The sequence below is a fragment of the uncultured Succinivibrio sp. genome (assembly GCF_902756765.1).
In the GTDB taxonomy this organism is placed as follows: Bacteria; Pseudomonadota; Gammaproteobacteria; order Enterobacterales; family Succinivibrionaceae; genus Succinivibrio.
This window is the reverse complement of the sequence record NZ_CACVSS010000023.1, coordinates 1-14,431: the sequence shown is the minus strand read 5'-3', so window position 1 is coordinate 14,431 and position 14,431 is coordinate 1. Positions and strand designations below refer to the sequence as shown.

General features: G+C 40.1%; 9 protein-coding genes. All 9 read right to left on the bottom strand.

Annotation, left to right across the window (positions count from 1 at the left end):
- Positions 1–101: 101 nt before the first annotated feature.
- The 9 genes from QZU45_RS05060 to QZU45_RS05020 all read right to left on the bottom strand — a co-directional run bounded on the left by QZU45_RS05060 (position 102) and on the right by QZU45_RS05020 (position 13,991).
- On the bottom strand, positions 102–944 hold the full coding sequence (locus QZU45_RS05060) for a hypothetical protein (RefSeq protein WP_295352386.1): 843 nt from the start codon (positions 942–944) through the stop codon (positions 102–104).
- 189 nt (positions 945–1,133) lie between these two features.
- Positions 1,134–2,051: a PPK2 family polyphosphate kinase gene (locus tag QZU45_RS05055; RefSeq protein WP_295352383.1), complete on the bottom strand. Its 918-nt coding sequence runs from the start codon at positions 2,049–2,051 to the stop codon at positions 1,134–1,136.
- A gap of 140 nt (positions 2,052–2,191) precedes the next feature.
- On the bottom strand, positions 2,192–3,208 hold the full coding sequence (locus tag QZU45_RS05050) for a glycosyl hydrolase family 8 (RefSeq protein ID WP_295352381.1): 1,017 nt from the start codon (positions 3,206–3,208) through the stop codon (positions 2,192–2,194).
- A gap of 17 nt (positions 3,209–3,225) precedes the next feature.
- Entirely contained in the window at positions 3,226–3,681 is a 456-nt protein-coding gene (locus QZU45_RS05045; RefSeq protein WP_295352378.1) for a cellulose biosynthesis protein BcsD, read from the bottom strand.
- A gap of 2 nt (positions 3,682–3,683) precedes the next feature.
- Positions 3,684–7,997, bottom strand: coding sequence for a cellulose synthase subunit BcsC-related outer membrane protein (locus tag QZU45_RS05040; RefSeq protein WP_295352375.1), 4,314 nt, complete (start codon positions 7,995–7,997; stop codon positions 3,684–3,686).
- Positions 7,998–8,015: 18 nt separating this feature from the next.
- Positions 8,016–10,412 carry a cellulose biosynthesis cyclic di-GMP-binding regulatory protein BcsB gene (locus QZU45_RS05035; protein ID WP_295352372.1) on the bottom strand — a complete coding sequence of 799 codons (2,397 nt, stop codon included), beginning with the start codon at positions 10,410–10,412 and terminating at the stop codon, positions 8,016–8,018.
- On the bottom strand, positions 10,405–12,516 hold the full coding sequence (bcsA, locus tag QZU45_RS05030; RefSeq protein WP_295352369.1) for a UDP-forming cellulose synthase catalytic subunit: 2,112 nt from the start codon (positions 12,514–12,516) through the stop codon (positions 10,405–10,407). The genes QZU45_RS05035 and bcsA overlap by 8 nt, the downstream gene beginning before the upstream one ends.
- Positions 12,517–12,534: 18 nt before the next feature.
- Positions 12,535–13,332 (bottom strand): cellulose synthase operon protein YhjQ/BcsQ, encoded by a 798-nt coding sequence (locus QZU45_RS05025; RefSeq protein WP_295352366.1) that lies wholly within the window; start codon positions 13,330–13,332, stop codon positions 12,535–12,537.
- A 38-nt stretch (positions 13,333–13,370) separates the two neighbouring features.
- Positions 13,371–13,991, bottom strand: a complete 621-nt coding sequence (locus QZU45_RS05020; protein WP_295352364.1) for a hypothetical protein — start codon at positions 13,989–13,991, stop codon at positions 13,371–13,373.
- Positions 13,992–14,431 lie beyond the last annotated feature (440 nt).

Genomic DNA, 14,431 nt, shown 5'->3' with positions numbered 1-14,431 from the left:
ATAGACATTTTGAATATCAGACAAAAAAAGGCTCACAAACTTCTGAAAAGAATGTTGTGAGCCGCTTTTCTATATAAAAATTCTGCTATTTCTGACTAGGCTCAGTCAGATGCGTGATTCATAAAGTTTTTTATTGTCTTGGTTAAACTTAACTCATCATAGCTAAGCTTGTCTTCAAGTTTTTCGGTATCTTCAGTGACTTCCTTATAGGCAGGAATTACCATTTCCTTGAAATCTTTTATAACCTTGGAAACAGCTGCTGAGTCTGAGAAATCCGCTGTACTGAAAAGGGAAGTGATCCTGTTTATCAGGTCCTGATTAGAAGCAACTACTTTATCTCCTGTTACTGTTGCAAGATCATCATTTACGCCAGTATCAGTAACCTTGTAGCCGTAGTATTTATCCTGAGTTTTCTCAAAAATACGCTCGATGATGGTGTCGTGAACCTCCTGAGCTTTGTTAATAAAGCTGTTTAAGGCCTTGTTGACAAGTTCTCCCTGCTGGATATTCAGATTCTTCTTTGCGTATTTGCCAACGACATTTCGAGCAATCTCAAAATGGGCGTAATTGATGTAATCAAGGAGCTTTGACTCGGTGATGTGAGCGGATATTTCTCCTTCTACTCCTTTTATTACTCCCACAGCCTTCTGAAGCTCTTCAGCTGTAAAAACAGTACCGTCAATAGAGAAGGTATTATCAGATTCTTCTTTTGCTTTTATTCCAAACAGTCCTTCAACAGATTCTAATACTTCATTCATATTTCTTGTCCCCGCTTTCTGCTGTTCAATTCCTTTTCTGATGACACTTTCTAAATCACCCATTATGGAATGTATCATGTTAGTCATCTTTTCCTGATGAGGGTCTTTTTTCTGTTTTTTACTGTTTCCATTTTTATTGCGATTCAGACTCTCCAGACTTTTTGAACCGTAGCTAACCTTAATCATAAAAACTCCTCCGATACATCCTTACTGATGAGATATATCTTCATATATGTTATATATAAAGTATGGAATATAAAGAGATTTTTTTAAAGCTCGAAATTGGTATTCGAGCCTTTGATCTGATGATTTTGTGAAAAAGATAACCTTTCTCGTACAAGGAAAAGCAATTACAACTGTAAAAATTGGAGAGCTTTACTTTTTCTTTGACTTAGAGAGCTTTAAAATTGCATCTCCAAAATCCTTCATGTCAACATCTTCAAATAGAGATTTGACTGTATGAATCTGGCTTTTGACATCATCAGATAATTCCGGAAACTGCGGATCAATTGCTCTCAGAGTATCCCGTACCAGCATTGCTATCAGTAATCTTGTAAACCATTTGTTATCTGCAGGAAGTACATACCATGGGGCATATTTGGTAGATGATCGATACAGCATATCACTGTATAAATCCTGATATCGATCCCAGTACTGGCGTTCTCTGATATCACCAAGATCAAATTTGTAATGCTTATCAGGATTAATGAGTCTCTCTGCCAGACGTTTTCGCTGTTCATCCTTTGAGACATGAAGAAAAATCTTAATCATATGAAAGCCGTTCTGATAAAGATATTTCTCCCAGTTACATATCTGGTCGTATCTGTCCTTCCAGATATCAGAGTCGTTTTTAATTTCGTCAGGAAGAGGTCCATTTTTGATCAGATCATGCAATCTTACCGTTACCACATCCTCATAATGAGAACGGTTGAAGATTCCTATTACTCCGCGAGGCGGAAGGGCTCTGTTGATTCTCCATAAGTAATCATGATCAAGCTCTTCTTCGGAAGGTGCTTTGAAGGAAACAATGGATAGTCCGGCAGGATTTACTTCAGAGAATACTCTTTTAACAGCACTATCCTTTCCTGCTGCATCCATTCCCTGGAAAAGAATAATCAGGCCATGTTTATTCTCGGCCCAGAGTTTTTCCTGCAGCGTACAGATTTCCTGGGTTATCTGTGGGAATAAGGATGATTCAACCTCATCTCTTTTAACTTTTGGATCAGCTTTGGTGCTGATATCAGCTAGAGAAATTTTGTCTTTTACAAGATAGGACTCAAGTGAGATTTTCATAGCAGCTCTCCTATAACTCTATCTCAAGTATAGGAAAGATCCGGGATAATGAACAAATTAAAAGGTTCTTAGCCTAAAATCTCAGTTGTGCATCATGAACATATACAAAGCACGAAAAGATATTCGTGCTTTAGTCATGATTATTTTTGTGAGAAGGCATGATTGTAAGCTAAATATGCAAGCATGGACAGACTTGCGTTGTAATAGTCATCCTTGTCGGTGAAAACTGGCTCAGAAACGCTTTCTCCTAAAACCAGCTTTCTGACGTTCAGAAGTCCTGAACTCATGTTGTAATTAGCTTTTTCTCCTGAGAGTACATCCACGTAGGCAGGAGTACTGTTAGCAGGGAAATAGGAAAACCACTTTTTCCACTCAGCAAGTTCTGGCGCATTCTCATCCTCCCAGTAAAGATAGAGAGGAACTCTGATGGCATCATAGCTTGATCGTGCAGGCCATCTGTCTGAAACCTGAACTTTTCCGTTGAGATCCAGAGTAATCCAGTCAGGAGTGATTGGAACTTTTCTGTCTTCAACTGCAGTAATCAGTTTTTTTCCCTCATCCGCAAGCTGTTTCCATTTTTTCTGATAGGTGTGTTTGTTTACAGCTTTTAATGCTGGATAGATATAGTAGGAAGGGTTTATAGTGATACGGCTGTTCTCAAGAAAACTTACAAGTCCTGGCAGTAATACCGGTCTTTTAGCAAAGTCTATAATCAGTGTGTTCTGAATTACAGAAAGAAGTTTTTCTCCTTTTTTTCTGTACTCTGGCTTATTCCACTTCTTACCAGCTTCAAGCAGCACCCAGGCAATCATCAGATCACCGTCTGTAGCATTGTTTTTATCTGTTAGTGGATCATTCTCATGTCTTTTATAAGCCCAGATATAAAGACCTTTTTCCTGATTGAAAAGATTGTTATCAGTCCAGTTTAAAATCTTAGAGAAGCTTTCCTGATCATCATAATACAGAGAAAAAAGCAGACCGTAGCTCTGACCTTCGGTATGGGAAATTCTGTTATTTCCGGTATCTATGATAGAGCCGTCAGCTGAAAGATATCTCTGTTTATAGTCATCCCAGGCAGAAGCAAAGGCTGTAGATGTCAGTGATAAAAGCACAAATGCTGCTGTAATGGATTTTTTTAAAAGCTCTTTAATCTTCATAGATCGCCTGCCTATGTTTATGCTCGTTTAAACTCGAATACAGCATCACAAGGGGAAATGATTTCCTTGATACGGCAGATAAGCTCTGCTGGTGCACCTGTCTGTCGGAACCAGCAGTTATACAGCCCGCACATAATCACACTGAAATACTGTAGCCACTTATCCTTGAACTCCCTGTCTTCAATTACAGGAAGATCATGATGCTTAATAATAACACGATTGTTAGCATCCTCGATCTGACAGACACCAAATCCAAGCTTTGAGAGGATCTCGTTTATCTCGACATGGAGAGCAGATAGTGTGTCTGCAGCCTTTACGGAGTGCTGATTTGCAAGGTTCACTCCAACTTCAAATAGAAAGTCATTTACTTCGGAATTGCTGGCATTCATATTCATCATTTTGATGATCTGCACCAGAATTTCCACGTAGCCGTTAACATCCTGCTTATATGAGGTAGAGAAATAGCTTTTCATTCTTACATACCTCCAAGAACAGACTTGATGTACAGCATTTCAGACATTTCCTTGTATTCGCCAAAGGTATTGTATCCGATTGAGCCTCCGACCATCAGGTCGTCAAGCAGGTAGTAATCGAGGACAACCTTTGCTGAGCCACCAATACCGCTTTCGTCCTTGGCGTCATGTTTTGCTTTCTTGATAAAGCCAAAGCCTGCAAGGTACTCCGCAGCACTCTGATATGCAGAATTTGTTGGGAAGTAATCTTCCTCGTTTAAGTGATAGTTCTGATAGCCCAGAGATACTTCTGAGGTTAATATCATATTCTCAGTCTTTTTCCTGTATCTAACAGGAATTGAAGCCACAAAGTATTTTTGAGGTGAGAAATATCCGCCGTGACCAAAGGTAAAGTTGTTTTCGTTATGTTTGAAGTTCTCGTAATTTAAATCGATACCAACAGTTAAATCCTGGTACATGGTTGGCTTTATAGGATGAACATATAATCCTGTATTTAAACCGAAACTTGAGTTAGATAGAACGTTTTTACCTCTATAGTTATAATATGAACCTCCAAGGTAACCACCTAAGAATCCATCATCATAACCGTATTCAATTTTACCTCCGTTCTTGGTTACACCACCCCAGTAGGTTCCGGACATAATATCCTTATAACCATAGTATGACAGCAGTGAGTCTTTGACTGCTGTACGCGACAGATTGAATCTCATTTCTCCATGCATTGATACAGGATATCTGTAGAATATTCCTCCGGTCAGGGTGGTTCCGTCTTTTCCAACAGGAGTTACACCCATGTTGACTCTGTAGTCATCACCCGACAAACCAAGGTCAAATCCTACACCAGAACCTCTGTTTACCTTTGCGTTGGACATGACAGATGTTGCCTCAGAATACTGATTTACAGCGTACATAGTTTTTCCAAGGTCACCGAATTTAGCAAAGAATGCCTTTAGTTTTGCAACACCTTCCTCTGTTGTTAAATTCATTTCAGAGGCATCAAGAGAACTCTGGAATAAAGTTATGACATCTGCAAGAGATAGATTTGAAAAACCATTTCCCTCCTGGAAAGTTTTTAGTGCGCTTACAAGCTGTTCCGCGAATCCTTCCGAATATTTAGCATTAAGATTTGGATGATTGGCTAAGAAACTCTTAATAAAAGCCTTTATAGTTTTAAAATCTGATGAATCAGTTGAGGTAATACCTGAATAATTTGAGGTAATAATACCCAGTAACTGATTATCATTTGCATCACTCCACTCAGTTGTATATTTTGCTTCATCTCCATTCGCTACAGCATAATTATATTGAGTCTGATACTTGGAAATTACAGCTGATTCAAAATTAGAATTAATAGAATTAACTCTATAGGACAGATTCTGTACACCAATGTTAAGCGCATTGGTTCCCCATTTCTCTGAAGACTGACTAGAAACATTTCCTGCATACATTGTATTTGGAGTAATGGTCAGATCAAGTTTTGCACTGTCAAATACAGGAGTGGAGAAAGTAACAGGTACTTCCAGAGAATTAACCTTGCTTAAGCCTGCTTCACCTCGTTTCTGTCTTGTATTAACTCCTACAGAAATTGTGGTTGCAAGTTTATCCTGAAGCTCACGAATCATGAAGTTAACTTCATCAAGAGACTTTTTCCTATCCTTTGGAGTCATATTAACTGCAGTTTTGGTTGCACTGCCGCCAACAGTCCATGGAAGTACAACCTTATCAGGCTGACTTACAGTAGATAAAGATGATTTTCTGTTTGAGAACGGATTTCCTGGCTGGTGCACAATGGTATTTGCAGGTGCACTCATAGAGGTTGATAAATGAGAGTCTGGCAGAATCTCATAACGGCCGTCTAATAAAGTACGAGCTCGCTTTAACTTTGCCAGGGCCCCCTCGTAATTCTTATTCTCGTTATCAACTCTTGCCATCAGGGTCAAAGTCTGAGGATCATCACTAGGAGCCAGTCTCTGGGCAAGTTGAGTTGCTGTTTCGTATTCCTTGTTGGCCATTGCGGCATTGATAGCACCTTTCAGAGCATCCTGAGAATTTGGATCTGTTCTTAAAACATTCTCATAGATGGTATATGCCTCATCATACATGCCGTTATCCTGATACAGACGGGCCATTGCCATATTCAGAGCTGGACTGTCTGGATTTGCCTGAATCAGAGGATACAGAGTGTCATAGGCATCGGCATGGCGCTTAAGTTCACGCAGTGCATCTGCCTTGCGGATTGAATCACCAACACTCAGATCATCAATAGCCTTTGCACTTGAATTTGCAAGGATAGACATATTGTTGGTGATTTCACGTGCTTTATCGTAATTACCGGTTTCTGTATAAACGGTAACGATATCAGCATAATCATCAATTCCTGCTGTAGGATCCTGTGATCTTAACATGGCCTGATTTGCAAGATCTAAAGCTCTATCCTTCTGACCACACTTTAAGTACAGATAAGCAAGATGACCTAACTGACTGGTCTTTAGTGTGGCAGGGGAGATATTCATGGACTGAAGCGTATTCAGGGCGGCTTGAGGATTTCCCTGTTGCAGATACAGTTCAACCTCTGAGAAGGTTCTGTTTCTTAAAATCTCTTCCTTTAAAGCTCTTGCCTTATGATTGGAAGCTCCTGCTCTTGAGATTGCGTTTAAGGCCATTGCGTACTGCTTCTGCTCATTTAGCAGCATGGCTCCTGCATATAAATCCTCATTGCTTGCACCCTGACGGATTAGATACTGGATATGAGAATTTGCACCGGCACTGTAACCCTGTTTGGTCAGATATTTGGCAAGATCGTAATGCAGCCAGGTGGATTTTGGATACTTGTTGACTCCTGCATTTAAAACGTCAACAGCGCCTTCAATATTACCGCTTTGGGCCAGATTCTCCGCATTGCGTCTGATACCAGGAACAGGATCAACGTAAGGCTTTACGGTTGTGGCTTTGAGGATCTTGTCGCGCAGCATCAGTGGAGCCTGGTCTAAAAGCTCTTTAGCCTTTGTCTGATTTCCTGCATTACGGTACAGATAGTACAGTGACTCAATAGCACCTTCATTGGAAGGATCCTGTGCTAGGATATCTGTTAAGGCTTTTTCTGCTGCAGGCAGATTCTTCTGTTTCAGATTTATATTTGCCTTGATAAAGAGGGCATCCTTGTCATTTGGTGTAGATGCTAAAACCTCATCTATGATGGCATTGGCCTGAGCATAGTTGTTTAAAGACAGATTGAAGTTTGCTCTTGCCATAAGTGCATCATGACCTAGCTTGGCGGCCTTGCTTCCTCCCTGATCAGCAGCTCTCTGCAGATAATCTGATGCTTTGGAGTAGTCCTTATCCTCAAGATAGATATAGCCTAATGCTTCGAGGGCATTCTGATTGTTTGGATTGCGGTTGAGAATCTTCTCAAACTCTTCAATAGAGCCTTTCTTGTCCGAAGCTCTCTTTGAGTAGGCTTTTTCGGTCAGACTGCCGATAATGGTCTCTTCATAGTGTTTTATTACATCAGAATTATTACCATGTCTTGCGGCATAGCGTTTGTAAATCTCTTCATCTGCTGTTGTTGGAGTGAGCCATAACAGTGCCTGGTGCAGAGCCTTGTCAGCATCCTGTGAACGGTTGGAGTAGAACTCTAAAAGCTCAATACCTTTGCGCAGAGTTGCCTTACGGTAGGTTAAAATCTTACCGTAGGTTACCTGAGCGTTGACATCATTAGGGTTGTTTCTGATGTAGGTAACAAGATCATTTACCGCCTTGTCATAGTAAACCTTGTCGCCGGCCATGGTCAGATAGTACTCTGATACCAGAGAGCTTGGAGGTACATTGCCTGAGAACATCTTACGGTATTCAGCAATAGCTCCAGAAATATTACCGCTTTGGCTTAAGGATCTTGCATGATTAAGCTGTTCTGCTGAGAGATTTGACATATTCTGCGCACGGTTCAGCTGCTCAAGATAAGAGCTGTTTGGATTAGCCTTTGCAAGTCTGTCTTTATAGGTTTTTGCAGTCTTTGACTGGTTGATTTCAGATGCCCATAAGGACATGTAGTACAGAGCTTCCTCATTGTTTGGATCGGTTAAAAGGATCCTGTTTAAGGCCTGCGCTGCTTTCTGATGCTGGAATTTGTCATGCCAGAATTTAGCCTGATTAAAGAGGTTCTCTGTTAAATTACCAGAATTTCCTGTTCCCTGAGCGTAATTTGAATTTGCTCCTGAACTCATTCCGGAACCGTCATTTGCAGCATAGGCTGCAGGGATCAGTAATTGAGCCAGGACAATGGCTAAAATGCTTTTATTGAAATTACTATTTTTCATACTCTAAACCCTAATCCCTTATTCACCTTTGTGGTAGCCGCCTTCTTCAAGACGTCTTACAGCTCGTTTCTGCAGAATCTTGGAAATAATCAGTGACAGCATCATAACTATGAATACAGAGAAAATTGCCAGCCACAGAATATGCTCACCGGCAAAATGCATGATTTTAAAGAGAGTTGATACATTACCTGAATAGATGAAATCACCCACTGTATACTTAACGACTCGTTTATCTCCTGAGATAACGGTAAGATCTCCTCCTACTTCACGATTTACCTGAGGATCATCGAGATCGTCGGAAAGCTTTGCTATTTCCTTGTCGTCAGTAGCTGTTACTACTACAGCGATTTTCTCTGAGTCGAAAGGAGAGAGCATACTTAAAAAGCCTCTCCAGGCAAGAGAGGTTCTAACGTAACGGTTGGCGTCGGCATTCTGATTTCTGAAATCACCAGAGAACAGTCTTTCAAGACCGCGCATCACACCGCCTCTGAAATTCAGAATTCCGTAGTCATAGATATTTAGCTCAAAACCGTTGAAGGTGAAAGCTGAGTTTCTAAATAATACAGACAGGAAATTCTTGTTTACAAGAGTTGAAACAATCAGAATATCCTTAGCCTCCAGCTCCTGCTCATGCTTTTGGACCTCGTTTAAGCCCATGAGAACCATTGGCTTTGAAATAATTGCACCTGTAGCTTCTCCGCTGCGGGCAGACATGTCAAACAGAGCCTTTAGCTCATTCTCGGTAGGATTTTCCGGCAGCAGAATAGCTGTCTGTGAATAATCTGCATATTTTGAGAATGGGAAGGACGCACCCACAAAGTAGGACAGATTTGGCAGTCTTGCATAGTGAACAGAATGAGACAGATCGATGTAGCTTGAGGAATCGATCACACTCTTGATGTTTTGATTCTGGAATACAGAACATGGTACATTGTCATTGAGTCTTAAATCAAAATACAGCTCGATGTCATTCTCTCCGTAGATATAAGATGGGTCAAGCTGTACATGACGGTATGTCTGTCTTGCATTTCCTCCAAACAGACGCCACATGTTCTCAAGAAGACCTTTTTTGTTAACAGGCAGTTTATCCAGGAAAATTCCTGACAGGGAAACATTAAGACCAGATTGTCTCTCATTAAGTTCTTTCTCAGCTGGGAACTCGTATGATACATACAGATCTGCCTGACCATCGTACATCATAAACAGATCTGGTGCGGTTCTAAATGGCAGATGAATAGAGTTATGCCAGAATCCATTGGTGGTCAGGGACTGTCCTGCTGTTAAAAGTTCTCTCAGATAGACTTTTCTGTTTGTTGAAATCCACTTTGGTGCATCATATTCTGTACTTTCGGTTACAGTTCTTGAATAGACGGGATAGTAGGATACATCTACAAGTCTCTCATTAGGAGAGAAAATAGGATCGCACAGCTGCAGAATTTCGTTTTCGAATTCCTCATCAGTCTCGGCCACTACAAAGATTATCTTGTAAGGATAGAAATAAGGATTGTCTTTTATGTACACACCTTTCTTTTCTGGCAGACTGATACCGGCTATCTTTTCTTTTGGCTTTCCAAAGAATATTGAGTGATTGTGAGGCAATTTGTCATAGGATACCTTGAACTGAATTCCTCTATAATCAGCCTTGTCTCCGAAGAAAGATGAAAGCATATGCGCTGCTTTGATTACAGATGCATCAGGTTTTCTTGAGAATACATATTCAACTTTTCCCTTGCTGATTTCGTATTTATCAAAAAATGGCAAAGGGAACAGTGTCAGATCTGAGTCAATCTCAAGAGCATTTCCTTCAACAGTCAGGAAACTGTTTCCTTCTATACTGATTTCATTGAAACCGGTATAGTCAATCTGACAGTCTGCTGAAAGACCTTCTTCAATCTCAAAGGTGAGACTGTTTTCCTGTGCAAGGTATTCTGAAGGTACATTAAGCTCATATCCAGATGTTTCGACATTGGAAATTACAATTGAACCCAGCTCCTGGTTATTCAGCAGCACGGTAAAATGAGGGCTTTTCTGAGCCATATTCTCAGTTGCTGAAATAAACAGCTCAAGCTTTGATTTGGTAATGATCTTGTCTGTTGGCAGAGTAAAGTTCAGTCCACTTTGCTTCTGCCCTAAGGTCATGGTTATACCCTGTGGAAATCCCAGCTTTTCAAAGGTAAGCTCTGCACTATATGCTACATCCTTTTTTTCCTGAGTACTGACATTGAAATTATCGCTGCTTGATAGTTCAGTGAAGTAATTTTCGTTCTGCTCTAACGGAGTAGAATTTAAAAGGATTTCCTGAAGAGCCTGAGGAAGCTCTCTGTTTTTTGCGTTAGCATCATTCTCATCTGCAAATCCATGGGTGGAGAATGCTAATGCAGATGTAAGTAAAAGTACTTTTGTAAAATTATTCATTGATATCCACCACTGCAATATGAATGTTGTCCTGGCGACGTTTTCCTCTTAGAGAATCCTTAATACAGCCTAAAATTGTGATAAATGATCTGAAAGGATTATCCTGCTTGTACTCTGGTCTTACCCAGGTGTCAGCACGGGAGAACAGTAATCTTACAAATTCACGTCTTGAATCAATATCAACATCAAGGAATCTCATATGGATAAACTCATCCTTTCCAAAAGCAGGAATGATTCTCTCCACTGGTACACAGAAGGTGTGCTTGTCGGTCCTGATCTCAATATGAGAGATAGGATCTTCAGAAAGATTAAGTTCACCGTTTTCAAAGTTGTCAACACGACATCCTGTCATTGACAGGTCTCGCATCAGAGTTCTTGAACAGTGACCGCTTTCCTGATAGATATTTACAGGAGTTTCCACATAGAGACGGACTGTCTTTCTCTTGTTGGCTGTTTCTCTTGCAACACAGATAGCTGCAGTCAGCAGTACCAGATTGAACACTGTCCATCCTATATTAAGAATGGTTGGTTCAAGCTGAGCGTCAAAGTAGTTTGGAATAAATAGCTTTAAGCTTCCTATCACAATTGAAAGGAACAGAATTCCCCATGCAATCAGATGAGGTCTAACTGACAGCGCATCAAAATAGGACTTGTCCACAGTGTCACCTTTATCGGTCACATTAAAGGATCCGTGGTGAGGTGAGAACAGGGTTACGACTGTTGGCAGTACCAGATGGAAGGATAAAACCAGATCGTAAATAGGACCCCAGAAGCTGTATCTGTATTTACCGTAAAGTCTTGAAGAGGCAAATATGGACAGAATCAGATGCGGTATAGCGTAGGACAGAAGCAGTTCTACAGAGCCATGAACAATAGATACACCAAAGAGCAGATATAATACTGGTGTAAACAGGAATATCAGTACCGGAATGGCAAAGAAGAAATACATGGTTGCAGAAAGATAACAGAGTCTCTGTGCAAAAGTAAGTCCTCTTCCTAACAGCGGATTGTCCAGACGGAAAATCTGAACCATTCCACGTGCCCAGCGGTTACGCTGCTGAAGGTGCAGAACCAAACGCTCTGTTGCAAGACCACCTGCCAGAATATGATCAAGATAAGCGGTTTTCCAACCTTTACGCTGAAGTCTTAATGCTGTGTGAGCATCCTCGGTAACGGTCTCAACAGCAAAGCCTCCGATTTCATCTAGAGCCTTACGTCTGATAACCGCGCAGGAACCACAGAAGAAGGTTGCGTTCCAGTTGTCATTTCCTCTCTGAATAGGTCCGTAGAACAGATCGTTTTCAGCAGGAATATCCCTTCCTAAATACAGATTTCTCTGAATAGGATCTGGAGAGTAGAAATGGTGAGGAGTCTGTATCAGGGACAGTTTAGAATCCTTTAAGAAAGCTCCTACAGTTGACTGCAGGAAGATCTTGGTGGCGATATGATCACAGTCGAAAATTGCAATCAGCTCTCCGTCGGTAAGCTTCATGGCATGATTAAGGTTACCTGCCTTTGCGTGATCATTTTTGGTTCTGGTGATGTAGCCTACATTAGCTTCAGTGGCAAATGAAGCGAATTCCTTACGTTTACCGTCATCAAGGATGTAGATCTTCATCTTATCTCTTGGATACTCCATGCACTGAGCTGCAAGCACAGTATCCTTAACCACATCCAGAGATTCGTTGTATGTAGGAATATATACATCCACTGTAGGCCATAGAGAGGTATCCTTTGGCAGAGGAACAATCTTTCTTTTTAATGACCATGACAGCTGGAAGAAGCTTAAAAGCAGAACAATATAAATATAGATTTCAGCAAAAAGCAGCAGATATCCGAAGAACATGTCAATCCAGGATGGAAAATCCAGGGTCTGAGTAATTCTGAAGAACATGTATCTTGTTGATGAGATAACTGCAACCAGCAGAATTCCTAAAGACACGAAATGTTTTTTGGACATGAAATGAGCCACAAAACAGGTTGTAACCATGGTTATTCCATAGATAAACTGATTGTGTGTACTCATTGGGGCAACTACCATCAGGATCAGAATTGGCAGTGCGACAAAGATTAAAAACAGAGATACAAATAAATGGTGTTTCATGGATAACCCTATCGAACTTTAGTTCTTTTCCTTTCTTAACGGATTGATAATCATGGTTTCCTTGTTAACTACAAAGCCAAGTCTCTGTGCTACCTTTTTGGCGATAATTTCAATATCAAAGGCAGCTGCTGAGTTTTTGTTATAGTCAAATACAGCCATCTGCTGACCGGCAGCTTCAATTACAGAGGTATCTCTGTGAATCATTCCCAGAAGCTGATCTTTAAAGTTCTGTTCACAGAAGTTCTGAACTTCTCGATTTAACTTAATTCGGTTATCAATCTGATTCAGAATGATGTAAAAACCTAGTCCTCCTCCGACAAGCCCGTCCATAAGACCGCCAGACATCAGCTGGGAGAATAATGAAATAGATGCGGCATCTGCAATCAGTGGCACAATCTGCATATCTGATACAGAGGCAATAGATTCTAAAGCCTGAGTATAACCAGGTGCGAAATCGGCAATTATAAGAATATCCGGATTATTGAATAATCCTCCCTGAACATTCTTGAAGAAGTCAGGCTCAGCCATTGCTTCATCTAAGAGTGCTCGCTGTTCCTTATTGGATTTGCCAAAAGGAAGCATGTAAAGATTCTTGTCGATGTTAATACAGGCGTTGGTCCAGTCTGTATTAGGGGTAGAAACATAGCCTCTTTCATCATTTAAAGGCAGACCGAAATAAAGTCTTAGTGCATTCTGAGGATCAAAATCAACCACAATTACCTTGGTTCCTGCTCTTGAGAATGCATATGCTAGATTGGCAACAACGGTGGTTTTACCAACACCGCCTTTTGGAGAACAAACACTGATTACTGGCATAATAAAAAATACTCGTTAAATATATTGTTTCTTAACAGTTAGTTATTCAACAATCTTTTATACAAATCCTGAAGAGAGTCTGTTTTTCTGCCTCTGAATTCGGATGTGATAGATGATCTGAATAGAGAAGAAAATGGCTTGGATTGCTTTTTTACAACAATACTCTCATTTGCAACTGATATTTCTTCCTTTGGCTCGGTGGAAATGTCTTTAGCTGAGGTCTTTTCTGCATTTGCAGCTGTAACAGCTACTGTATTATTTCCCTCTTTATGAGAAGTTGCGTTTGCCGCAGGTGCAGCAGGTAACTTGTCTGTAAGAGGGGATACTTTATCCTGAATCTGTTCTTCAGAATTCTTTATGAGAAATGATTTTAAGGAAGAGGCTTTTTTCTTCTGTATAGATGCAGAAGATGAAAGGGCAACTCTAGTCTGAGCTTCTCTTTCTTCTCTTTCGTTTTTAGGGGTAACTGACAGAAGCTCTTTAACTGATGCTGCACTTTTGATATCAGTAACCGCAGGTGCTGCTTCTGTGGCTAGTTCTCTAATTAAAGAAAATCTTGAATTGCTGTATATTTCAGGATTCTTCTCGTTAAAGCTTTTAAACTCAACTCGATCAGAATAAGCTTTCCTGAACTTAAGTTCATCACCGTTCTGGGACATTATCACTATTTACCTACTATTTACCTAATTGTTTTTAACAATACATATTAAGTGTGATTTTTACACAATTGGTGAGGCATTCCATTCATATTATATGAAATCCTATTCATATAATATGAATAAGTTGGGAGAAACTCCTTCCAAATGGCTTAATATAAAATCACCCTACATAAGGGAGTGCTTTATAACCCTTACCGCTATTGTATTATTATTATTTTTGTTATGTTTTTGTTTAATTGGGATTATACTCTTTTTTTTTTTTTTATAATTTCCATATTGTGATCATCTTGGAATTGCACTTTTTTTAGGCAATTTACATCTTTGACAGTTTTCTATAAATTCCTCTCTTCAAATTCTCCTAATTAATCCTTTATTTCAAACAGTTAAAATTTAATCTGTGTCAAATTTTTATTAAATATTTGTAGCTATATTATGGCAAC

Excerpts from the sequence above, each read along its gene's own strand:
- QZU45_RS05060 (WP_295352386.1), bottom strand. The coding sequence starts at position 944 with ATGATTAAGGTTAGCTACGGTTCAAAAAGTCTGGAGAGTCTGAATCGC.
- QZU45_RS05055 (WP_295352383.1), bottom strand. The coding sequence starts at position 2,051 with ATGAAAATCTCACTTGAGTCCTATCTTGTAAAAGACAAAATTTCTCTA.
- QZU45_RS05050 (WP_295352381.1), bottom strand. The coding sequence starts at position 3,208 with ATGAAGATTAAAGAGCTTTTAAAAAAATCCATTACAGCAGCATTTGTG.
- QZU45_RS05045 (WP_295352378.1), bottom strand. The coding sequence starts at position 3,681 with ATGAAAAGCTATTTCTCTACCTCATATAAGCAGGATGTTAACGGCTAC.
- QZU45_RS05040 (WP_295352375.1), bottom strand. The coding sequence starts at position 7,997 with ATGAAAAATAGTAATTTCAATAAAAGCATTTTAGCCATTGTCCTGGCT.
- QZU45_RS05035 (WP_295352372.1), bottom strand. The coding sequence starts at position 10,412 with ATGAATAATTTTACAAAAGTACTTTTACTTACATCTGCATTAGCATTC.
- bcsA (WP_295352369.1), bottom strand. The coding sequence starts at position 12,516 with ATGAAACACCATTTATTTGTATCTCTGTTTTTAATCTTTGTCGCACTG.
- QZU45_RS05025 (WP_295352366.1), bottom strand. The coding sequence starts at position 13,332 with ATGCCAGTAATCAGTGTTTGTTCTCCAAAAGGCGGTGTTGGTAAAACC.
- QZU45_RS05020 (WP_295352364.1), bottom strand. The coding sequence starts at position 13,991 with ATGTCCCAGAACGGTGATGAACTTAAGTTCAGGAAAGCTTATTCTGAT.